Source organism: Modestobacter lacusdianchii (assembly GCF_054177765.1).
The window spans coordinates 1-20,024 of sequence record NZ_JBJJTJ010000006.1 but is presented as its reverse complement, the minus strand read 5'-3'; the positions used below and the strand labels follow the sequence as shown (position 1 = coordinate 20,024).

At 74.9% G+C, this 20,024-nt stretch carries 23 protein-coding genes; 15 read left to right on the top strand and 8 right to left on the bottom strand.

Annotation, left to right across the window (positions count from 1 at the left end; genetic code table 11):
- The first annotated feature begins 1 nt into the window (after window position 1).
- From ACJTNH_RS05790 to ACJTNH_RS05745, 10 genes are all read left to right on the top strand, one after another.
- Window positions 2-1,123 carry a muconate/chloromuconate family cycloisomerase gene (locus tag ACJTNH_RS05790; RefSeq protein WP_458173508.1) on the top strand — a complete coding sequence of 374 codons (1,122 nt, stop codon included), beginning with the start codon at window positions 2-4 and terminating at the stop codon, window positions 1,121-1,123.
- A 31-nt stretch (window positions 1,124-1,154) separates the two neighbouring features.
- Entirely contained in the window at window positions 1,155-1,448 is a 294-nt protein-coding gene (locus ACJTNH_RS05785; RefSeq protein ID WP_458173506.1) for a muconolactone Delta-isomerase, read from the top strand.
- Entirely contained in the window at window positions 1,445-2,314 is an 870-nt protein-coding gene (locus ACJTNH_RS05780) for an adenylyltransferase/cytidyltransferase family protein (RefSeq protein WP_458173504.1), read from the top strand. The genes ACJTNH_RS05785 and ACJTNH_RS05780 overlap by 4 nt, the downstream gene beginning before the upstream one ends.
- Before the next feature lie 23 nt (window positions 2,315-2,337).
- Window positions 2,338-2,916: a nuclear transport factor 2 family protein gene (locus ACJTNH_RS05775; protein ID WP_458173502.1), complete on the top strand. Its 579-nt coding sequence runs from the start codon at window positions 2,338-2,340 to the stop codon at window positions 2,914-2,916.
- Window positions 2,913-3,686 carry a 3-oxoadipate enol-lactonase gene (gene pcaD, locus ACJTNH_RS05770; protein ID WP_458173500.1) on the top strand — a complete coding sequence of 258 codons (774 nt, stop codon included), beginning with the start codon at window positions 2,913-2,915 and terminating at the stop codon, window positions 3,684-3,686. The genes ACJTNH_RS05775 and pcaD overlap by 4 nt, the downstream gene beginning before the upstream one ends.
- Before the next feature lie 382 nt (window positions 3,687-4,068).
- A complete protein-coding gene (locus ACJTNH_RS05765; protein ID WP_458173498.1) occupies window positions 4,069-6,129 on the top strand; it encodes an MMPL family transporter in 2,061 nt (686 codons plus the stop codon).
- Window positions 6,130-6,337: 208 nt separating this feature from the next.
- Window positions 6,338-6,586, top strand: a complete 249-nt coding sequence (locus ACJTNH_RS05760; RefSeq protein WP_458173496.1) for a hypothetical protein — start codon at window positions 6,338-6,340, stop codon at window positions 6,584-6,586.
- Window positions 6,583-7,014 (top strand): hypothetical protein, encoded by a 432-nt coding sequence (locus tag ACJTNH_RS05755; protein ID WP_458173494.1) that lies wholly within the window; start codon window positions 6,583-6,585, stop codon window positions 7,012-7,014. The genes ACJTNH_RS05760 and ACJTNH_RS05755 overlap by 4 nt, the downstream gene beginning before the upstream one ends.
- Window positions 7,015-7,230: 216 nt before the next feature.
- Window positions 7,231-7,683 (top strand): hypothetical protein, encoded by a 453-nt coding sequence (locus ACJTNH_RS05750; protein WP_458173492.1) that lies wholly within the window; start codon window positions 7,231-7,233, stop codon window positions 7,681-7,683.
- Between the two features lie 129 nt (window positions 7,684-7,812).
- Complete coding sequence (locus tag ACJTNH_RS05745; protein ID WP_458173490.1) at window positions 7,813-8,499, top strand: hypothetical protein; 687 nt, start codon at window positions 7,813-7,815, stop codon at window positions 8,497-8,499.
- A 24-nt stretch (window positions 8,500-8,523) separates the two neighbouring features.
- Here the strand turns inward: ACJTNH_RS05745 and ACJTNH_RS05740 are convergent, their stop codons facing one another.
- Complete coding sequence (locus tag ACJTNH_RS05740) at window positions 8,524-10,857, bottom strand: glycoside hydrolase family 65 protein (RefSeq protein WP_458173487.1); 2,334 nt, start codon at window positions 10,855-10,857, stop codon at window positions 8,524-8,526.
- A gap of 151 nt (window positions 10,858-11,008) precedes the next feature.
- Here ACJTNH_RS05740 and ACJTNH_RS05735 point away from each other — a divergent pair, with 151 nt between their 5' ends.
- Window positions 11,009-11,806 carry a MerR family transcriptional regulator gene (locus ACJTNH_RS05735; RefSeq protein ID WP_458173485.1) on the top strand — a complete coding sequence of 266 codons (798 nt, stop codon included), beginning with the start codon at window positions 11,009-11,011 and terminating at the stop codon, window positions 11,804-11,806.
- Between the two features lie 60 nt (window positions 11,807-11,866).
- Here ACJTNH_RS05735 and ACJTNH_RS05730 read toward each other — a convergent pair whose 3' ends face one another.
- Window positions 11,867-12,544: a M15 family metallopeptidase gene (locus ACJTNH_RS05730; protein WP_458173483.1), complete on the bottom strand. Its 678-nt coding sequence runs from the start codon at window positions 12,542-12,544 to the stop codon at window positions 11,867-11,869.
- A gap of 86 nt (window positions 12,545-12,630) precedes the next feature.
- Between ACJTNH_RS05730 and ACJTNH_RS05725 the strand changes: the two genes are divergently transcribed.
- Together ACJTNH_RS05725 and ACJTNH_RS05720 are read left to right on the top strand one after the other, a co-directional pair.
- Window positions 12,631-13,305: a response regulator transcription factor gene (locus ACJTNH_RS05725; protein WP_458173481.1), complete on the top strand. Its 675-nt coding sequence runs from the start codon at window positions 12,631-12,633 to the stop codon at window positions 13,303-13,305.
- The gene (locus ACJTNH_RS05720; RefSeq protein ID WP_458173479.1) at window positions 13,298-14,422 is read left to right on the top strand and encodes a sensor histidine kinase; all 1,125 of its coding nucleotides are present in this window, start codon (window positions 13,298-13,300) and stop codon (window positions 14,420-14,422) included. The genes ACJTNH_RS05725 and ACJTNH_RS05720 overlap by 8 nt, the downstream gene beginning before the upstream one ends.
- 13 nt (window positions 14,423-14,435) lie before the next feature.
- Here ACJTNH_RS05720 and ACJTNH_RS05715 read toward each other — a convergent pair whose 3' ends face one another.
- Window positions 14,436-14,855, bottom strand: a complete 420-nt coding sequence (locus tag ACJTNH_RS05715) for a MarR family winged helix-turn-helix transcriptional regulator (RefSeq protein ID WP_458173477.1) — start codon at window positions 14,853-14,855, stop codon at window positions 14,436-14,438.
- 85 nt (window positions 14,856-14,940) lie between these two features.
- On the opposite strand from ACJTNH_RS05715, the gene ACJTNH_RS05710 reads away from it, so the two are divergent.
- Window positions 14,941-15,810 (top strand): NmrA family NAD(P)-binding protein, encoded by an 870-nt coding sequence (locus ACJTNH_RS05710; protein ID WP_458173475.1) that lies wholly within the window; start codon window positions 14,941-14,943, stop codon window positions 15,808-15,810.
- On the opposite strand, the gene ACJTNH_RS05705 is transcribed toward ACJTNH_RS05710, so the two are convergent.
- Complete coding sequence (locus ACJTNH_RS05705; RefSeq protein WP_458173827.1) at window positions 15,716-16,072, bottom strand: cupin domain-containing protein; 357 nt, start codon at window positions 16,070-16,072, stop codon at window positions 15,716-15,718. The genes ACJTNH_RS05710 and ACJTNH_RS05705 overlap by 95 nt on opposite strands.
- A gap of 140 nt (window positions 16,073-16,212) precedes the next feature.
- A complete protein-coding gene (locus ACJTNH_RS05700; RefSeq protein WP_458173473.1) occupies window positions 16,213-16,407 on the bottom strand; it encodes a helix-turn-helix domain-containing protein in 195 nt (64 codons plus the stop codon).
- A gap of 88 nt (window positions 16,408-16,495) precedes the next feature.
- Between ACJTNH_RS05700 and ACJTNH_RS05695 the strand changes: the two genes are divergently transcribed.
- A complete protein-coding gene (locus ACJTNH_RS05695; RefSeq protein WP_458173471.1) occupies window positions 16,496-17,224 on the top strand; it encodes a class I SAM-dependent methyltransferase in 729 nt (242 codons plus the stop codon).
- Window positions 17,225-17,443: 219 nt separating this feature from the next.
- On the opposite strand, the gene ACJTNH_RS05690 is transcribed toward ACJTNH_RS05695, so the two are convergent.
- The 3 genes from ACJTNH_RS05690 to ACJTNH_RS05680 form a co-directional block, all read right to left on the bottom strand.
- Complete coding sequence (locus ACJTNH_RS05690) at window positions 17,444-18,280, bottom strand: ABC transporter permease (protein WP_458173469.1); 837 nt, start codon at window positions 18,278-18,280, stop codon at window positions 17,444-17,446.
- Window positions 18,281-18,374: 94 nt separating this feature from the next.
- Window positions 18,375-19,265 carry an ATP-binding cassette domain-containing protein gene (locus ACJTNH_RS05685; protein WP_458173467.1) on the bottom strand — a complete coding sequence of 297 codons (891 nt, stop codon included), beginning with the start codon at window positions 19,263-19,265 and terminating at the stop codon, window positions 18,375-18,377.
- Window positions 19,266-19,499: 234 nt separating this feature from the next.
- Window positions 19,500-19,796: a winged helix-turn-helix domain-containing protein gene (locus tag ACJTNH_RS05680; RefSeq protein ID WP_458173465.1), complete on the bottom strand. Its 297-nt coding sequence runs from the start codon at window positions 19,794-19,796 to the stop codon at window positions 19,500-19,502.
- Window positions 19,797-20,024: the final 228 nt, after the last annotated feature.

Here is a 20,024-nt window from a genome sequence, read left to right as displayed (position 1 = left end):
CGTGCACGACCTGACCATCGACCGCGTTGACACCGCCATCCTCGATGTGCCCCTTGTGCGCCCACACCGCTTCGCACGCACCGGCATGACCGCCCAACCCCTGCTGCTGGTCACCATCCACACCGCCGGCGGCGCCACCGGCACCGGCGAAGGCGTCGTCCCCGGCGGCCCGTGGTGGGGCGGGGAGTCGGTGGAGACCATGCAGGTCATCATCGAGAACTACCTCACCCCCCAGCTGATCGGCCGACGCGTCGACGACATCGCCGCGATCTACCAGGCCATGGACGATGTCGTGGCCAACAACCTCTACGCCAAGGCCGCCATCGAGGTCGCCCTGCACGACGCCTGGGGCCGCGCTCTGGGCGTCCCCGTCCACACCCTGCTGGGTGGACTGGCCCGCACCGCCATCCCGGTCACCTGGGCGCTGGGCACCGAATCGGCCAGCGAAGTCGTCGCCGAAGCCCAGGCCAAGCTCGACGCCGGCCTGCACACCTCCTTCAAGTTGAAGATGGGCGCCCAGGAACCCGCCCAGGACGTCGCCCGCATCATCGAAGTCACTGAGAAGCTGCGGGGCAGCGCCGGCGTGCGGGTCGACATCAACGCCCGCTGGGACCTGCAGACCTCCCTGCGCTGGCTGCCCCACCTCGCCGACGCCGGCATCGAGCTGATCGAGCAGCCCGTGCCCGGCCCGGAATTCGAATGGCTCGCCGAGATCAACGCCGCCCTGTCCATCCCCGTCATGGCCGATGAGAGCCTGCGGACCCCCGGCGACGCCCTCCGCCTGGTCAAGCACCGAGCGGCCGACGTGTTCAGCCTGAAGACCACCAAGTCCGGTGGCCTGCGGCGCACCGCAGCCATTGCCTCGATCGCCGCCGCCGCCGGCGTGCCCTGCCACGGCGGAACCTCCATCGAGGGCCCGATCGGCACCACCGCGTCCCTTCACCTGGCCTGCGCATCCCCCGCAGTCACCGCCGGCAGCGAGCTGTTCGGCCCGCTGCTGATGAGCGAAGGGCTGCTCACCGAACCGCTGCGCTACAGCGACGGGCAGTTGCACCTGCCCGAAGGCCCCGGACTCGGTGTGGACCTCGACGCCGCCGCGGTCGCCCGGTTCACCCGGGCCTGACCCTCCAGCCGACCGACGCCCAGGAGGCATCGTGCTCTTCCACGTCCGGATGGACGTCGCCATCCCCCGCGACCTCGACCCCGACGAGCGCACCGAGCTCGTGACCACCGAGAAGGCCCGAGCCCTGCAGCTGCAGCGCGAGGGCACCTGGGTCCACCTGTGGCGGGTGGTGGGCCAGTACTCCAACATCTCGATCTTCGATGTCCCCGACTCGACCGCGATGCACGACCTGCTGTGGTCCCTGCCGCTGTTCCCGTTCATGACCGTCCAGGTCACCGCCCTCACCGAGCACCCCTCGGCGCTGTCGGCCAACACGGCCCCATGACCTCCGCCCACACCGAGCACCCCCCGGCCGTCCACGACGCCGACAAGTCCCCGGTGAACCTGTGGTGGGGGCTAAACGACGTCCCCGCCGACTGGGGCCCGTGCGTGGTCACCGTCGGCGTCTTCGACGGCGTGCACACCGGCCACCAACAGCTGCTGGGCACCGCAGCCGCACACGGCGATCGGTTGGGCCTGCCCGTCGTCCTGGTGACCTTTGACCCCCACCCCGCCCGAGTCGCCGGCCCCGCACGGGACACCTCGGCGCTCACCAGCCCCCGGCGGCGCGCTGAGCTGGCCGGCGAGAGCGGCATCGACCGGGTACTCGTGCTGACCTTCGACCGAGATCTTGCCGGGGAGGCCGCCGACTCCTTCGCCCGCCGCGTACTGGGCGACGGTCTGCACGCGATGTCCATCGTGGTCGGTGAGGACTTCCGGTTCGGCTCCCGAGGACGAGGGGACGTCGCCCTGCTGCGCGCACTGGGCCCCGAACTCGGCTGGACGGTGACCGCGGCCCCGCTGCACCCCCACGCGGGAGTCCGCTGTTCCTCCACCGGGGTCCGACAGGCTCTGGCCGCCGGCGACGTGTTCGGTGCCGCCGGCATGCTCGGCCGACCCCACCGCCTGGAAGGCAGCCTGCTCGCCGCGGGCGGGGCTGCCGGCAGCGTGCTGCACCCCAGTGACCCCACCGCGGCCATCCCGGCCCCCGGCCTCTACCGAGTCCGGGTCACCCGCCCCGTCGCAGGTCCCGGGCCGCTGCTGCTCGTCCAGGTCACCGACCGGGGTCAGGTGCTGGTCCCCCTCGCCACCCCACGACCGGGCACGGCGTGGTCGGGGCCGGTCGGCCTGGACTTCCTCGAGCCCGCGTGAACCCCACGCCCACACGGGACCCGATGGCCGACCTCCGGCGCAGGATCGCGGTGCTCGAGGACCGCGAAGCCATCCGCGAGCTCGACGCACGCTACTGCAGGTATCTCGACCAGGGACAGTGGGACGAGCTCGTCGACTGCTTCACCCCGGACGGCACCTTCGACGGCCTGTCGGTGGTCCGTGGCCGATCCGATCTGGTGCGGTTCTTCGCCGGCCTCGCCGACCAGGGCCTGACCACCTTCTGGCACCACATCTCCAACCTGGAGATCACGGTGCACCCCGGCGCGGACGAGGCCCATGCGACGTCCCTGCTCTGGCAACCCTGTGTCGTGGACGGCGTCCCGCACGTGGCCGCCGGTCGCTACCAGGACACCCTCACCCGCACACCGAACGGCTGGCGCTACCAGATCAAGCAGGTCCGCTTCTCCTACTTCGCCCCCCTTAACCAGGGTTGGGACCACCACCGGTTCACCCTCGACAGCGCCCGGGCCGCCGCACTCCCCCGGCCCAACGCCTCCGGCAGGTCCGGAGCCCGGACATCCGACGACGCACCGACCCCGTCGACCCCACCAGCAGAGCCGACACCGACGAGGAACCCATGACCACCGCCACGCTGCACCACGTCATCGACGGCCCCACACACGCACCCGTGCTGGTGCTCGGCCCCTCCCTCGGCACAAACCTCCATCTCTTCGACGCCCAAGCCGCAGCCCTGTCCGACCAGTTCCGGGTCCTGCGGTTCGACCTGCGCGGCCACGGCCACAGTGCCGTCGTCGCTGGACCCACCACCATCGCTGACCTCAGTGGCGACGTCCTCGCCCTCCTCGACCAGCTAGGCGTCGCGACCTTCCACTACGCCGGGGTGTCGATCGGCGGTGCGATCGGGCTCCACCTCGCGGTGACTGCGCCGACCCGGCTGCCCACCCTCACCATCATCGCCTCGGCCGCACGGTTCGCCGACCCACCGTCCTGGCCCCTCCGGGCCGCCAAGGTCCGTGCGGAGGGCACCGAGTTTTTGGTCCCATCACGAACCGGCGCCTGGTTCACCCAGGAGTTCGCCGCGCAGCACCCCGACGAAGCAGGTCGGCTGCTCGCCATGCTCCGGGACACACCACCTGAGGGCTACGCCGCCGCATGCGATGCCATCGCAGCGTTCGACATCCGAGACCGCCTGCGCGAGATCACCACCCCCACCCTGGTGATCGCCGGCGCAGAGGACCCAGCCACACCGCTGCCCATGGTCCGCGCGATCGCCGACGGCATCGAGGGAGCTGCCTTCCTGTCCATCCCCAGGACGTCGCACCTGGTCAGCGCAGAGGCACCCGACGCCGTCTCCGACGCGATCCGTGGCCACCTCCGTTCCCGCGACTGATCCGATCGGCTCCGGCTCGTCGCTGGCCGTGGCCGACTCCTGCGGCCAGGCGTCGAGCACGGCGCGGACGAGGTCGCCGGGGTCGACCTCGGGCACGTCCGAGCCGGCCGTCTCGTCGTTGTCGGTGGAGGACGGGTGAGCGCCGAGCACCCGGATGCACGGGGCGGGCCGGGCCTCGGCGGGCTTGCCTGCCGTGCACTCTTGCAGCAGCCCACCCCTTGACCAACCGCTTCGTGCGGGGTGTTCGTCAGCATCCGCGCACGACTAGTTTCCGGAGGTCAGGGGGCAAAGACAACCGTGAACGTTCTCCCGCGCCTGCCGCCGTCCAGACCGCGTTGCTGTACTGGCTGCTGTCCTCGCCGCATCCGAACCGTCGGCCGGCGTGCCTAGATCGGCATCTGCTCCGGTGGCCGGCGGGCTCACCGACGAGCAGGAGAACGACATCGCGGCGTGGCTGCCGCCGGACGCGGAGTCGACCCGGGCGCTGCAACTGCAGACCGAGCTCGGCTCCGACCCCGACCTCATCCCCGCGGTCGTCGTCTACGAGCGGAGCACCGGGCTGACCGCCGAGGACACCGCGGCGGTCCAGGCGGACGTCGCGGCCTTCGGGCAGCTGGGGGCCCTCGACGGCGAGGTGGTCGGGCCGGTGCCCGCCGAGGACGGCGAGGCGGCGCAGCTCATCGTGCCGCTCAACGTGGGCGAGGACGGCTGGGAGCAGATCGCCCCGATCGTCGACGACATCCGCGCCGAGGCCCAGAGCGGCTCCGAGGGCCTGGCCGCCTACGTGACCGGACCGGCCGGCAGCGCCGCCGACTCGGCGGAGGCGTTCGAGGGCATCGACGGCACGCTGCTGTTCGCCGCGCTCGGCGTCGTCATCCTGATCCTGCTGTTCACCTACCGCAGCCCGGTGCTGTGGGTGCTGCCCATCTTCTCCGCGGTCATCGCGTTGTCCGTGTCGCAGGCGGTGATCACCCTGCTGGCCCGGCACGCCGACCTCACCGTCAACGCGCAGAGCGCCAGCATCCTCACCGTCCTGGTGGTCGGTGCCGGCACCGACTATGCGCTGCTGCTGGTCGCGCGCTACCGCGAGGAGCTGCGGCTGCACACCGACCGGCACGAGGCCATGACCGAGGCCGTGCACCGGGCCGGGCCGGCCGTGCTGGCCAGCGGCGGCACCGTCGTGCTGGGCATGCTGTGCCTGGTCGTGGCGGAGATGAACTCCACCGCCGGGCTCGGTCCGGTCGCCGCGATCGGCGTCGCCGTCACCCTCTGCGTGTTGATGACGCTGCTGCCCGCGCTGCTGGTCATCTGCGGACGCTGGGTGTTCTGGCCGGTGCGGCCGGCCTTCGGCAGCGCCGAGCCGAGCGCCACCGGGCTGTGGGCGCGGGTGGGCGCCCGCATCGCCCCCCGGCCGCGCGCCACCTGGCTGGTGACCGGCGCACTGCTGCTGGCCGCCTGCGCGGGCGTGCTGCTGCTGCAGCCCAGCGGTCTCACCCAGGCGGAGAGCTTCCGTGGCACCCCGGAGTCGATCGAGGGCGACGCGGTGGCGTCCCGGCACTTCCCGGCCGCTGCGGGCAACCCGGTGTACGTGCTGACCACGGCCGGCTCCGTCGCCGAGGTCGCCGAGGCCACCGCCGCGACGCAGGGGATCGCCGCCACCCAGCCACCCCAGGTGGTCGGCGACCGCGCGCTGGTGGAGGCCTCGCTGGTCGAGCGATTCGACAGCGAGGCCGCCTACGCCACCATCGAGCGGCTGCGGGCGGTGCTGGACGACGCCGGCGACGGCGAGGCGCTGGTCGGCGGCAACACTGCGCTCAACCTCGACGTCCAGAACGCCTCCCAGCGGGACAACGTCGTCATCATCCCGTTGATCATGCTGGTCGTCCTGGTGGTGCTGGGTGTGCTGCTGCGGGCGCTGGTCGCGCCGGTGCTCCTGATCGCCACGGTCGTGCTGTCCTACGGTGCCGCGCTGGGGCTGAGCGCCCTGCTCTTCGACTGGACGCTCGGCGTGACCGCGACCGACAGCTCGTTCCCGCTGTTCGTCTTCGTCTTCCTCGTCGCCCTGGGCATCGACTACAACATCTTCCTGATGACCCGGGTGCGGGAGGAGGCCGTCGACCACGGCACCCACCGGGCCGCCCTCATCGGGCTGGCGGCCACGGGCGGGGTGATCACCTCGGCCGGTCTGGTGCTGGCAGCGACGTTCGCGGTGCTGGGCACGTTGCCGTTGACCTTCCTGACCCAGCTGGGCATCGCCGTGGCCCTGGGCGTGCTGCTCGACACGATCGTCGTGCGCTCGGTGCTGGTCACTTCGCTGACCCTGGACGTGGGCCGGGGCATGTGGTGGCCGAGCAGGCTGGCCCGTCGCCCGGCGGAGGACGTCGGCCCGGCCGGGGACGTCGTTCCCGAGCGCAGCCGGTCGGGTGCCTCCGCCCAGACCTGACGCCGACCCGGGCTGCTGCCCGGCACGCCGACCGGCCGGGTGCCGTCGGCGTCTCAGCCTCGGCGGGCCGGGCGGCACCCCGGCCCGGCGAGCCACCCCGCCGTCGACAGCGGAGCGCGACGTGTTCGTCTCGCGCGGTATCGGGTAGGGCGCAACCGACGTCGGCAGCAGCGCCGGCGGAACCCCGACGGTCGAGGAGATCGCCCCGATGAGCATGACCAGCTCCGACGCAGCAACCGGCTCCCGCGACATCAAGGCCCACGAGACCACCAGCTTCGCCGACCTCGGCAAGGAGATGTGGTCGTACCTCACCGGCAAGGGCGCCGCGATCAACTACGAGTTCGTCGACATGGTCGTCGAGGTGCCGCGCGAGACCGGCGCCGATGCGCCGCGCGCCGTCTGGCGGCTCAACGGCACCCTGCGGATCACGACCGCCGAGAACGCCAGCCGGGGATGACGGAGCCGCACGGCCCGCTCCACCTGTCCGGCCAGCTGTCGCTGGAGGTGGACGGGTCGGGCGTGCAGGTGCACGCCGACGGCGCTGACGTGCGGGTCGTCGCCGAGGACGTCGGGGCCTTCGTGACCCGGCTCCGCGAGGCGGCGACCGCGCGCACCGGGGTGGCACCGGGCCGGCGGGACGTGGGCGGGCTGGCCGACGCCCTGGCCGCGGCCGGCATCACCGCCCACCTGGAGTCGCCGTCCCGTCCGGTGGCCGTCGCCGGTGCCGGCGTCGACTCACCGGCCGGTGGGCTCCTGCTCGGTACCCGGCGGGTGCAGCCGCGGGTCGCGGTCGTGGTCATCGCCGCCGACCGCGGCCGGTGGGTGCTCGCCGCGGTGGCCGTCGCGGCGGGGCTGGTGGGCGTCCTGGTCCGCCGCCGCAGGTGAGCGGCGGTGGGCGCGGCCGGCAGCGAGCCGGTCGCGCCCACCGTCGTCGGCCACCGGCGCACCAGCAGCCCCGTACCCACGGCTGCTGGTGCGCCCGGGCGGCCGGGCACGCCGCTGGGTGCGCGAACCGGCCGGCGGGACCGGTGCCCACCTCGGCAGCGGCGATGCCGTGGTCGGGGCTCCCGGATGGCCGTGCGGTCGGGTGAGGATGGCGGCATGAGCACCCAGCCGACGTCCTCCCGAGTCGTGATGAGCCTGACCTCCGGCGCGCTGACGGCCCTCTGGTACGCGAGCCCCGACCTGGTCCCCTCCCGCACCGCCCGCGCCTGGGCGAAGGCGGGGCTGCTGACCGCGTCCGCGGCCGTGGCGGTCCGCCAGCTGCGGGCCACCCCGCCCGCCACCGGTGGGGAGCCCGCGTCCGAGGAGGGCGCCTCGCTCCCGGAGACCCTGCGCGCACTGCCCCTGCGCACCAAGGCCGTCGCGGGTGGGGTGCTGACCGCCGCGCTGGCCGGGTCCGTCGCCGGGACGGTGGCCGCCGAGCGCTGGGCCCACCGCCGGGGCCAGGCCCGCGCCGCCGCGGGCAAGCGGCTGCCGCACACCGGCCCGGCGCTGGTCTACGGCGCGCTGATGGCAGCCCTGGGGCTGCTCCCGGCGCCCACGGAGAGCTGATCGGATCGCGCGGCGGGTCCGACCCCGGCGGCCGGGCCCTGTCACCGGGGGCGGCGCGCAGCGGGGAACCGTCGGGGGCGGTGCGACCGTTGCCTCCCCGACGGCGCACGCCCCGAGACGAGGAGTCGCATGACCACCCCGCTGCCGACCGGCCAGGCCGCTGCCCTGGACGTCCGGGCCGACGACGAGCTGGCGTGGCTGGTGTCGCTGGACCCGACCGTGCTCGCCGTCCTCGGTGGCGTGTTCCTGGTGCTCGTGATGGCCGCCCTGCTGATCGGGTGGCTGGCGGTGCGGCGGGTCCGGCGCAGCCCGCTGGTGGCCCGGGCCCGCACCCTCGGCGCGCACGGCGCCACGGCCGTCGCTGCCCGCCGCCTGCCGCCCGGCCCGCGGCGCACGGCCGCGGAGCTCCAGCTGGAGATCGCCCGGGCCCGCGAGCGTGTGCGTCGACAGGTGGCCACCGCGCAGGCCGCCGGTGCGCACCTCGGCGACGTGCCCGCACTGCTGCCCGGCCTGGAGAACGAGGGCGCCCGGCTCGAGCAGCTGTTGCGACAGGCGGCGCTGGCGGGCCCGGCCGGGCGGGCTGACGTGGAGTCCGATGCGCGCGCGTACCTCCACACGCTCGCGGAGGTCTGCGACGCGGTGCTGGCGGCGGAGCGAGCAGCACCGACGGCCGGCCGGGTGACCACCGACGTCGCCGAGGCGGTCAGTGCCCTGCGCGCCCACACCACCGCCTACCGGGAGCTCACCACCCCACCGGCGCTGCCGCCCTGGCCGCCGTCGTCGCAGGCCCCCGACCGGGCGGCCGGTCAGGGCTGAGCCGACCACCGGACGCCGGCGCCGTCAGGTGCGCGGTGCGCGTCCGGCGGGCTGCCGGGGCTCCTCCAGCAGGGGCGTCGGAGCGCGGAGCGGCGCCTGGGCCGGGGCCGCTGCCGTGACGGTCAACGGCACCCCGTCCACGACGACCGGCACCGGCCCGTCGCCGCGCACCAGGGTGACGGTGGTGCCCGCACGGGTGGTCTCGACGCGGAGCAGCCGGCCGCGCCAGGTGACCGACCAGGCGGTGCGGGAGAGCGCGGAGGGCAGCAGCGGCGCGATCTCCAGCTCCTCGTGGTCGTCCCGGAGCCCGCCCAGGCCGGCGACGAACGCCAGCCAGGCACCGGCCACCGAGGCCAGGTGCAGCCCCTCCCGGGTGTCGCCCCGGACGTCGCGCAGGTCCACCAGGGCGCACTCGCGCAGGTAGCGCAGCGCCAGGTCGGGGTGCTGCGCCTGGGCGCACACCACCGCCTGGACCGCCGCGGACAGGGAGGAGTCGCGGACGGTGCGCGCCTCGTAGTAGTCGAGGTCGCGGGCCACCTCCTCCGCGGTGAACTCGTCGCGGCACCACCACAGCGCCTGGACCAGGTCTGCCTGCTTGAGCACCTGCCGCCGGTAGAACCGGGCGTAGTGGTGGTGCTGCTCGATCGGGTAGCTGTCCTCCAGGTCCTCGAACGGCCAGTCCGCGTAGGTGGTGAAACCGGAGTTCATCGGGTGCACCCGCAGCGCGTCGTCCCACGGCACGGACACCGCGTCGGCCGCGGCCCGCCAGGCGGCCATCTCGTCGGTGTCCACGCCCAGGTCCGAGGCCTGGTGCGCCAGCCGGCGGCAGGCGTCGGCGGCACGCCGCAGGTTGGCCCGGGCCATCAGGTTGGTGAAGACGTTGTCGTCGACGACGCCGGTGTACTCGTCCGGCCCGGTGACGCCGAACAGGTGCCAGGCGCCGGAGTCGTCGGCGTGGCCCAGCGAGAGCCACGCGCGCGCGGTCTCCACGAGCACCTCCAGCCCGCCGACGGACTCCAGGTCGGCACCGGTCGCGTTCTCGAACAACCAGAACGCGCGGGCGATGTCGGCGTTGACGTGCACCGCCGCCGTGCTCGCCGGCCAGTACGCGGAGACCTCCGGCCCACTGATCGTGCGCCAGGCGAACACCGCGCCCGCCACCCCGAGGGTGCGGGCCCGGTCCCGGGCGGAGTCCAGCGTCGCCGCCCGCCAGCGCAGCAGCCGGGCCGCCGCGTCCGGCCGCAGCAGGGTCAGCGTGGGCAGCACGAAGCCCTCGACGTCCCAGAACGTGTGGCCGCTGTACCCCATGCCGGTCAGCCCCTTGGCCCCGACGGGCGCGCCGGAGATGCAGGCGGCCGAGCAGAACACCTGGAAGACGTCGTAGCGCAGCGCCTGCTGCAGCTCGGGGTCGCCGTCGACCTGCACGTCCGCCGTGGCCCAGAACTCGTCGAGCACCTCGCGCTGCGCGGCGAGGAGCCCGTCCCAGCCGAGGTCCAGCGCGGAGTCCACCGCGGCCGAGGCCTCGCCGACCAGCGAGTCCCCGCCGGTGTCCACCGCCCAGACGTACCCGACGACCTTGGTGAGCGTGAGGGTGTCGCCGGCGGTCAGGTCGGCGGTGACGGTGGTGACGATCCGGTCGCCGTCGGACTCCGTGGCCACCCGCCCGCCGTCGACCCGGTGGTCGACGGCGCTGGCGACCGTGATGCCCGACCGGCGGGTCCGGGACGCCAGCGCGCCACCGGTCGGGGTGCAGGCGCAGATGAGCGACTCGAAAGCGCGGTCGAGGCACTCCGCGACGCGCGGGTCGTCGTTGACCACGCCGGTCGGGGTGACCTGCCCGCCGGCCAGCTCCGACCGCACCGCGACGTGCGCGGGCCCGTCCAGGGCCCGGACCTCGTACCGCACCGCGAGCACCGACCGCTCCGCCAGGGAGACCAGCCGCCGGGAGGTGACCTCCATCGTCGTCCCGCGCGGCGTCCTCCAGCGCACCCGCCGGTCGAGCGTCCCGGCGCGCAGGTCCAGCGTGCGCTCGTGCACCTCAGGCCGGACCTCGCGCACGTCGAGCGGGACGCCGTCGACCAGCAGCCGCACCGGCGTGCCGTCGGCGACGGTGAGCAGCGCCTGCCCCTCCTCCGGGTGCCCGAAGCCGCCCTCGGGATAGGACAGCGGGTGCGTCTCGTGCACCCCGGACAGGTAGGTGCCGCGCATCCCGAAGGGCTCGACCTCGTCGAGCGTCCCGCGGATGCCGACGTGGCCGTTGGTCAGCGTGAAGAGCGACTCGGCGGCGGCCAGCGTCGTGAGGCCCACCTGCGGCTCACGGACCAGCCACGGGTCGACGTCCAGTGTCGGTGCGGTCACATCGGTCCCTCGTGTCGTCGGGTGGCGGGGTGGCCGCGCCTCGCCCACCGTCCTACCGGGCGGCGCGCCGGGGCGCGATCCGAGGCGACGGCCGGGGCCCGGAGGGGCACGCGCTGGGGTCTCCCCCGGGGGGAGGGTGCAAGGTGGGGCCGTGCTGGCGATCGGAGAGTTCTCCCGGCTGACCCACCTGAGCATCCGGACGCTCCGTCGGTATCACGACGCGGGCCTGCTCGAGCCGGCGCACGTGGACGACGCGACCGGCTACCGCTGGTACACCGCCGACCAGATCCCGTCGGCCCAGGTCATCCACCGCCTGCGCGAGCTGGACGTGCCGCTGCCGGACGTGCAGCGGATCCTCCGCTCCCCCGACCCCGACGCCCGCGCCACGCTGGTGGCCGACCACCTGCAGCGGCTGGAGCAGCAGCTGGACCGCACCCGTGCCGCGGTGGCGTCGCTCCGCCGGCTGTTGCGGCCGGAGCCGCCGCCCCTGGACGTCGAACTGCGCGCGGTGCCGGCGACGTCGGTGGCCGCCGTCGAGGGCGACGTGACGCACGAGGAGGTGCTGGGCTGGTACGCCGGTGCCATGGCCGAGCTGGACGCCGTCGTCGGTGAGGCCGCCGGCCCGCCGGGCGGGCTGTACGACAACGCGCTGTTCGAGGAGGGCCGCGGGCACGTGCTCGTGTACCGGCCGGCGGCCCGTCCGCCGCGCCGCGGCCGGGTGCGCCCGGTGACGTTGCCGGCCGTCGAGCTGGCCGTCACCACCCACGTCGGTGCGCACGACGACATCGAGGTCACCTACGGAGAGCTGGGCGCGTGGGTGGTGGCCAACGCCCTGGCGGTGGCCGGGCCGGTGCGCGAGGTCTATCTGGTCGGTCCTCGCGACGTCCCCGGGCCCGCGGCCTGGCGCACCGAGATCGGCTGGCCGGTCTTCCGGGTCGCCGGGCCCTGACGGCCGGGGCGCACCCGCCGGGTCCCGGTGGACGCCGGCGGCGTTCTCGGGGGTGCTGGATCACTCCTGCAGGCGCGGGTCCTCGGTGGGGTCGGCGTACATCGGCGGGCAGCCGTGGCCGACCGCGTCGGGCCGCAGCTCGACGTGCCACGGCTCGTTGCGGTACACCGGGCAGAGCCCGTGCCCGGCACCGTGCTCGGCCAGCCACTGCGCGGCGGCGGGCGGCCCGACGTCCACCGCGTCCCCCGACACGTGTGCGGAGGTGTCCGCGGTCGCCACCCAGCGGGCGGCCTCCTCCGCCGACCCGTGCTCGCCGACCGCCTCGCGGAGCAGCTGCTCCTGGTAGGCACGGGAGCGCCAGCCGCTGTTGACCTCGAGCCGGACGCCGTCCCGCGCGGCGTCGGCCGACGCCCGGCGCAGTGCGGTCAGGAGCGCCGGGTCGAGCCCGGCCACGCCCGGGAGGTCGTCGTCGTGCACCGTCGTGCCCGCGGGCAGGACGCCGTCCGCCGGGCCGATGGCACCACCGCCCGCGCCGCCCAGCACGCGGGGCAGGGCCTCGACCACGGCGGGCCCGGAGGCCGCCGATCCCGCCGCCGGCGGTGGCGGGACCTCGGGCCCGGCCGTCGGCCACAGGTGGGTCGTCGCGACGACCGTGCCCGCGACCGCCGCGAGCACGGCTGCGGTGAGGATGCGTCCGCCCCGGCGGGGCGTCGTCCGTGGTGGTGCGTTCCGGGTCATGCCCGGAGTCAAGGCAGCGCGGTGTCACCGGCGCGTCAGCGGTTTCCGATACCCCGGCGATACGCGCCCGCTCCTAGCATCGCCGCGTGCGCGTGCTGATCGTCGAGGACGAGCCCTACCTGGCCGATGCGATCCGCGACGGGCTCCGGCTGGCTGCGATCGCCGCCGACGTCGCCGGGGACGGTGACACCGCGCTGGAACTGCTGGGCCTGAACACCTACGACATCGCCGTGCTGGACCGGGACGTGTGCGGGCCGTCCGGCGACGAGATCGCCGCGAGCATCGTCGCCTCCGGCAGTGGCACCCCCATCCTGATGCTCACCGCCGCCGATCGGCTCGACGACAAGGCCTCGGGGTTCGAGCTCGGCGCCGACGACTACCTGACCAAGCCCTTCGAGCTGCGGGAGCTCGTGCTGCGGCTGCGGGCACTGGACCGCCGGCGGGCACACAACCGGCCACCGGTGCGGGAGCTCGCCGGCCTGCGGGTCGACCCGTTCCGCCGCGAGGTGTTCCGGGACGGCCGCTACGTCGCGCTGACCCGCAAGCAGTTCGCCGTGCTCGAGGTGCTCGTGGCCGCCGACGGCGGTGTGGTCAGCGCCGAGGACCTGCTGGCCCGCGCGTGGGACGAGAACGCCGACCCGTTCACCAACGCGGTGCGGATCACCGTCTCCGCGCTGCGCAAGCGGCTCGGTGAGCCGTGGGTGATCGCGACCGTGCCGGGCGTCGGCTACCGCATCGACACCGGCCCCGCGGGTGACTGAGGCGGCGCACCGCCGGCCGGGGATGAGCGTCCGCGCCCGGCTCACCCTCAGCTACGCCGGCTTCCTGATGCTCGCCGGCGTGCTGCTGCTGGCCGTGGTGTGGGTGTTCCTGCTGCGCTACGTGCCCGAGGACGTCCGGTACGGCCAGGCCGCGGTGCCGGGGTCCGGCGAGATGCCGCGGTCGGTCTTCATCCCCGACCGCGGCGACCTGCAGCGCGCCTTCGTCCCGAAGGCGGCCGCGGTGCTGGCCGTGCTGCTCGTCGTCGGCCTCGTGGGCGGGTGGCTGCTCGCCGGCCGGATGCTCGCGCCGCTGACCCGGATCAGCCAGGCCACCCGGCTGGCCGCCGGCGGCTCGCTCTCCCACCGGGTCCGGCTGCCCGGGCGCAGCGACGAGTTCCGGGAGCTGGCCGACGGTTTCGACGCGATGCTCGCCCGGATCGGGGGGCACGTCGCCGAGCAGCGCAGGTTCGCGGCGAACGCGTCGCACGAGCTGCGCACCCCGCTGGCCGTCACGCAGGCCCTCCTGGACCTCGCCCGCACCGATCCGACTGCCGACACCGGCGAGCTCCTCGCACGCCTGCACGCGGTCAACGCCCGGGCGATCGCCCTCACCGAAGCGCTGCTGCTGCTCAGCCGGGCCGAGCACGGCGCCCTGGACCGGGAGGACGTCGACCTGTCGCTGCTGGCCGAGGAGGCCGCCGAGACGCTGCTCCCGCTGGCGGAACGGCGCGGCGTGGTCATCGAGACCTCCGGGGACGTCAGCCCCGCCGTCGGCTCACCGGCCCTGCTGCTGCAGCTGACGACGAACCTGCTGCACAACGCCGTGGTCCACAACCTCCCCTCCGGCGGCGCCGTGTGGATCACCACCACCGGCGGCCCCCGGTACGCCACGCTCACCGTGGAGAACACCGGCGAGGTGGTCGCCCCGCAGCTGGTCGCGACGCTCACCGAGCCGTTCCAGCGCGTCACCACGCGGATCCGCACCGACGACGCCGGCGTCGGCCTCGGGCTGGCCATCGTGGCGAGCATCGTCGCCGTGCACGGCGGGTCGCTGGCCGTCCAGCCGCGGCCCGGGGGCGGGCTCCGGGTCCTCGTCCACCTGCCCACCTCGCCGTAGGCGGCCCCGTCGGTCAGGACTCCGGCGGTGCCTGCATCTTCCCCAGCAGCTCGGACAGCAGCTGCTGCTCCGCCACGGTCAGCCGGCTCAGCGTCTCGGCCGGGAAGTCGAACGCCCGCCGGACAGCGCGGTGCTCGCGGCGGCCCGCCGCGGTGATCGACACCCGCTTGACCCGCCGGTCGGCCGGGTCGGGCTCGCGGGTCACCAGGCCGCGCGCCTCCAGGCGGGCGACCAGCTGGGTGACGTTGGAGGCGTCGCACAGCAGCGCGGTGGCCAGCTCCCCCATGGAGCTGGTGCCCCGGGTGAGCTGGTCGAGCAGGCAGGCCTGGGCCGCGCTCAGCCCGACCTGCTGCGCCGCCCGGTCGTAGGCGGCGTCGTAGCCGTACACGAGGTCCCACAGCTGCTGCCCGAGTGGGCTCGAGGACTCGGTCACGCACCCAGATTACTTGAGTGGCTCAGGGATCCGTGCTTGCATGGGCGAAGTACTTCAGTCACTCAACCAATCGGAGGAGATCGACATGACCGCTCCCGGCGCAGCGACCGCCCCGACCCGCGTGCTGGTCACCGGGGTCCGCGGCAAGACCGGAGCCCCGCTGGCCGAGCTGCTCACCGCCCGGCCGGACGTCGAGGTGCTCGGCGGCAGCAGCGACCCGACCACCGTCACCGCCCCGGGCGTGCGGCCGACCGCCTTCTCCTGGGACGACCCGGCCGGCTGGCCCGCCGCCGTCGAGGGCGTCGACGCCGTCTACGTCGTCCGGCCCGACCGGGCCGACGCACCCGAGCTGATCGGCGCCCTGCTCGACCGGGTACCCGACCGGGCGCACGTCGTCCTGCTGTCCGAGCAGAGCGCGGACGACGTCGGCCCCGAGGGCTGGGCCATGCGCACCGAGCAGGTGGTGCAGGCCAGCGGCCGCAGCTGGACGGTGCTGCGGCCCAGCTGGTTCATGCAGGTGTTCACCGACCCGCGCTTCTACCTCGACCTGCTCACCAGCGGCGGCGAGCTGCCCTTCCCCGACGCTGGTGCGCAGATCGCCTGGATCGACGCCCGGGACATCGCGGCGGTGGCCGAGCGTGCGCTGCTGGACCGGGGGCACGCCGGCCGGCGGTACGAGCTCACCGGACCGGAGGCGCTCACCCTGCCGCGCACCGCCGAGCTGCTCTCCCAAGGCGTCGGCCGCCCGGTGGTGCACCGGGAGGTGACCGTCGAGGAGGCCGTGGCCGGCACGGCGGGCTTCGACCGCGAGATCCTCACCTTCACCTACGAGCGGGTGCAGCGCGGCAGCTTCACTCCCGTCACCGGCACGGTCGAGCAGGTGACCGGGCGGCCGCCCCGCAGCCTGGCGGCCTTCCTCGTCGACGCGGCGCCGGGCGTGCCGGCCGCGGCCTGACGACGGGGGCGGCCACGCCCCGCCGGTCGCGCGCCCGTTCGCCCTGCCGGCCGATCAGGCTGAGGAACTCCACGGGCCCGGCACTGGAGGCGCCGAACCAGTGCCGGGCCCGGACGTCGAACTCGGCGGCCTCGCCCGGCGCGAGGCGGATGTCGTGCTCGCCGAGCACCAGCCGCAGCGTGCCGTCGAGGACGTGGGTCCAGTCGCGGCCCTCGTGGGTGCGCGGCTCCGGTTCGGCGTCGTCGCTCCCGGCCGGCAGCACGAACTCGTGGGCCTGGATGCCCCCGGGGCGGCGGGGCGGCGGGTCAGCGGGATGACGACCGACCCGCCGCCGGCGGCGATGGGCCGCAGGTCGACCCCGCGGGTTGCCGGTGGGTGGTGCGTCGACCAGCTCGCCGAGGCTCACCCCGTGCGCCTGGGCCAGCGGCAGCAGCTGCTCCAGCCTGGGCGCCGTAACCCCGCCTCCAGCCGGGAGAGGGGGCTGGTCGAGATGCCGGTCCCTGCCGCGAGGTCGACCAGGGTGGCGTCGCGTCGCTGCCGCAGCTGCCGGAGCCGCGGGCCCACCGCGTCGATGGTCCGGCTCCAGGGGTCGCTCATCAGTCGATTGCCAGTTCGGCAAGGAACTTTGCGCAAGTGAGGGGTCGCAGGTCATCGTCCCCGTGCACACCGATGGGGAGGACCTGACATGAGCGAGCAGCAACCGGCGCCGTCGAGCCGGGACCATGACGCCGGCCACGGCCACCGGTCCGGCGGGGGCCACGACTTCGACCGGGCGTACTGGGAACGGCACTGGCAGCACGACCGGGCCGGCGACCGCGGGTCCATGAGCAGCAACCCCCCGAACCCGCACCTGGCCCGCGAGGTCGGCCACCTGGTGCCCGGCAGGGCGCTGGACGCCGGGTGCGGTGCCGGTGCCGAGGCCATCTGGCTGGCCGAGCACGGCTGGCGGGTCACCGCGGCGGACATCTCGACCGAGGCGCTGGCCCGGGCCGCCGACCGAGCCGCCGCGAGCGGGGTCGGCGACCGCGTGCAGTGGGTGGCGGCGGACCTGGGCCACTGGGCACCGGAGGCCCCGTTCGACCTGGTCACCACCGCCTACGCCCACCCGGCGATGCCGCAGCTGGCGTTCTACGCGCGGATCGCGCGGTGGGTGGCTCCCGGCGGCACGCTGCTCGTCGTCGGGCACCTGGACGACGACGCCCACGGCCACGGCCACCCGGGGGACGACGGCCGGCCGCCCGCCGGGGCCACGGTGACCGCCGCCTCGGTGACCGCCCTGCTGGGCGACCCCGAGTGGGACGACGCGGGGTGGGACGTGCACACCGCGCAAGAGCTGCACCGCAGCCTCACCGCTGCCGACGGCCGCCTGGTCCACCTGCACGACGTCGTCGTGCGCGCCACCCGGCGCAGCTGACCCACCCCACCCGGCACCGGCGCCCGGGCACTGCCCCGGCGCCGGTGCCCCCTGGCCCGGCGAGGACCGTGCGCACCCACCTGCCGGCGGACCGGCCGCAACACCCACCACCTCCAACCCCCGTCGACGCCACGCGGTCCTGACCGCGGTCTGCGTCGCCGCGGTGGCCGCCATCGCCTCGGTGTGCGGTCTGATCGCCGCCCAGCCGCGGTCCGCCCGTCAGCGGCTGCGGTACAGCCGGGTGGTCACCGGGACGAACACCGCCGCCAGCCCGGCCGCCACCGCCAGCGAGACGACGATCGCCGTGCCGTCGGGCGAGCCGGCCATCAGCGACCGCGACGCGGTGGCCAGCACCGAGATCGGGTTGACGTCGACGAAGGCCTGCAGCGGGCCCGGCAGCGTCGCCGGGTCGACGAAGACGTTGGACAGGAACGTGAGCGGGAAGATCGCCATGAAACCGGCGTTCATCACCGCGTTCGGCGAGCGCATCAGCAGCCCGAGCACCGAGAACACCCACGACAGCCCGAACGAGGAGACGACGACCAGCGCCAGCGCCGCGACCGCGCCGAGCACGCCGCCGTCGGGCCGGAAGCCCAGCGCGACGCCGACCACGATGATCACGGTGCCCGCGACCACGTAGCGGACGCTGTCGCCCAGCAGCGCGCCCACCAGCGGCGCCGGCCGCCAGATCGGCAGCGAGCGGAACCGGTCGACGACGCCCTTGGTCAGGTCGGTGTTCAGCGAGATGCCGGAGTACACGGTGGTGAACAGCACCGACATGACCAGCAACCCGGGCAGCGTGTAGTCCAGGTAGGCGCTGGTCGAGCCCGCGATCGCACCGCCGAACAGGTAGGTGAACATCAGCAGGAACATCACCGGGGTGACGGTCACGTCCAGCAGCTGCTCAGGCACGTGCTTGACCTTCAGCATGCCCCGCCAGCCGAAGGTCAGCGCCGCCGACAGCGGCCCGGGCCGCGGCGGCCGGGGGCTGGCGGAGATGGCCCGGCGGACGGCGGCGGTGTCCGCGCCGGTGGGTTCCCTGGTCGTGGTGGTCATGACAGCTGCTCCTGCAGGGTGTCGTCGGCGGGTGCCGTCTCCTCGGTGGGGTGGCCGGTGAGCGACAGGAAGACCTCGTCGAGGCTGGGCTGGGTCAGGGTGAAGTGGGCCAGCGGGTGCCGGCCCGGGTGAGCTCGGCGACGGCGACCGCCGCCTGCCCGGCATCCGCCCCGGTGGCCGAGAGCGCCGAGGGCTCCGGTGCCAGCGCGACCTGCCCGACCATCCGCTCCAGCAGCTCGGCGGCCTCGCCGCGCTGCCCGGGGTCGCGCAGCCGCACGTGCAGCGAGCCGGTGCCGACCGAGGCCTTGAGGTCGCCGGGGGTGCCCTCGGCGATGACCCGGCCCCGGTCGATCACCGCGATGCCGTCGGCCAGCTGGTCGGCCTCCTCCAGGTACTGGGTGCAGAGCAGGATCGTCGTCCCCTCGGCCACCAGCGCCCGGACGATCTCCCAGACCTGGTTGCGGGAGCGCGGGTCGAGCCCGGTCGTCGGCTCGTCGAGGAAGACCAGCTGCGGGGTGACGACGATGCTCGCCGCGATGTCCAGCCGGCGGCGCATGCCGCCGGAGAAGTGCTTGACCAGCCGGCCGGCGGCCTCGGCGATGTCGAAGGCGTCGAGCAGCTCGTCGGCGCGGGCCCGGGCGGCGGCGCGGGAGTACCCGAGCAGCCGGCCGATCAGCACCAGGTTCTCCCGGCCGGTGAGCTCCTCGTCGACCGAGGCGAGCTGGCCGGTCAGGCTGACCAGCCCCCGGACGGCGTCCGCCTCGGACACGATGTCGTGGCCCAGCACCCGGGCACTGCCCTGGTCCGGCGGGATCAGCGTCGCCAGCATCCGGATGGTGGTGGTCTTGCCCGCTCCGTTGGGGCCCAGCACCCCGTAGACGGTGCCGGCCGGCACGGCGAGGTCGACGCCGGCGACGGCGCGGGTCTCCCCGAAGGACTTGCCCAGCCCGCTCGCCTCGATGGCGAGGGTGGTCTGCATGGTCATCGGCTTCCTCACTGGTGCGCTGCACGGGCGGCTCTGTCAGGGAGGACCGGACGGCGACCGGGAAGTCATCGGCGTGCCGGTGTCGACCCGGGGACCCCGTCCGTCCGGGCGTCCAGCGGCGATGCTGGCCCCTCGGGTGCACCTGAGGTCAAGGGAGTTCCGCGGCCGGGTGGGACCGCCGGGGGCGGGTGCCCACCCCCGGCGGCCGGCCGGTCACCGCCGGTGCGGCCGGCCTCAGCCGGAGGCCGGGGGCCGCTGGAAGATCGCCAGCAGCTCGTCGACCTCGTGCGCCGCGGCGGCGGGGTGCCGGAACGGCTGGTGCGGCTGCACGGCGTAGTGGGTGCGCCGCCCGACCCGGGTGCGGCGGACGTACCCGGCGTCGGCGAGGTCACCGAGGATCGTCAGGGTGGCCCGGGGCGAGATGCCCACCTGCGCGGCGATCTCGGTGACCCGGGCGTCCGGCGCCCCGGCGACGGCCAGCAGGACGTGCCCGTGGTTGGTCAGGAACGTCCACGGCCGCTCGGCGCTCACCCGGCTCCGCCCTCCCTCGTCACGGCGGCCGGCCGCCGCCAGGTCGGCTCCAGCGCCGCCGTCTCCTCGGCCGAGGCGACCCGGAACGGCGCGGCGGGGGGGGGGGGGGGGGGGGGGGGGGGGGGGGGGGGGGGGGGGGGGGGGGGGGGGGGGGGGGGCGGCCCGCTGTTGGGGGGGTTGTGTGGGCCGGGGGGGGGGGTGGGGGGGGGGTACTGGTGGCCCTTAATC

Bases quoted from the DNA above. Each gene is read 5' to 3' on its own strand.
- ACJTNH_RS05780 (WP_458173504.1), top strand. From the start codon at position 1,445: ATGACCTCCGCCCACACCGAGCACCCCCCGGCCGTCCACGACGCCGAC.
- ACJTNH_RS05775 (WP_458173502.1), top strand. From the start codon at position 2,338: ATGGCCGACCTCCGGCGCAGGATCGCGGTGCTCGAGGACCGCGAAGCC.
- pcaD (WP_458173500.1), top strand. From the start codon at position 2,913: ATGACCACCGCCACGCTGCACCACGTCATCGACGGCCCCACACACGCA.
- ACJTNH_RS05760 (WP_458173496.1), top strand. From the start codon at position 6,338: ATGAGCATGACCAGCTCCGACGCAGCAACCGGCTCCCGCGACATCAAG.
- ACJTNH_RS05755 (WP_458173494.1), top strand. From the start codon at position 6,583: ATGACGGAGCCGCACGGCCCGCTCCACCTGTCCGGCCAGCTGTCGCTG.
- ACJTNH_RS05750 (WP_458173492.1), top strand. From the start codon at position 7,231: ATGAGCACCCAGCCGACGTCCTCCCGAGTCGTGATGAGCCTGACCTCC.
- ACJTNH_RS05745 (WP_458173490.1), top strand. From the start codon at position 7,813: ATGACCACCCCGCTGCCGACCGGCCAGGCCGCTGCCCTGGACGTCCGG.
- ACJTNH_RS05730 (WP_458173483.1), bottom strand. From the start codon at position 12,544: ATGACCCGGAACGCACCACCACGGACGACGCCCCGCCGGGGCGGACGC.
- ACJTNH_RS05710 (WP_458173475.1), top strand. From the start codon at position 14,941: ATGACCGCTCCCGGCGCAGCGACCGCCCCGACCCGCGTGCTGGTCACC.
- ACJTNH_RS05700 (WP_458173473.1), bottom strand. From the start codon at position 16,407: ATGAGCGACCCCTGGAGCCGGACCATCGACGCGGTGGGCCCGCGGCTC.
- ACJTNH_RS05695 (WP_458173471.1), top strand. From the start codon at position 16,496: ATGAGCGAGCAGCAACCGGCGCCGTCGAGCCGGGACCATGACGCCGGC.
- ACJTNH_RS05690 (WP_458173469.1), bottom strand. From the start codon at position 18,280: ATGACCACCACGACCAGGGAACCCACCGGCGCGGACACCGCCGCCGTC.
- ACJTNH_RS05685 (WP_458173467.1), bottom strand. From the start codon at position 19,265: ATGACCATGCAGACCACCCTCGCCATCGAGGCGAGCGGGCTGGGCAAG.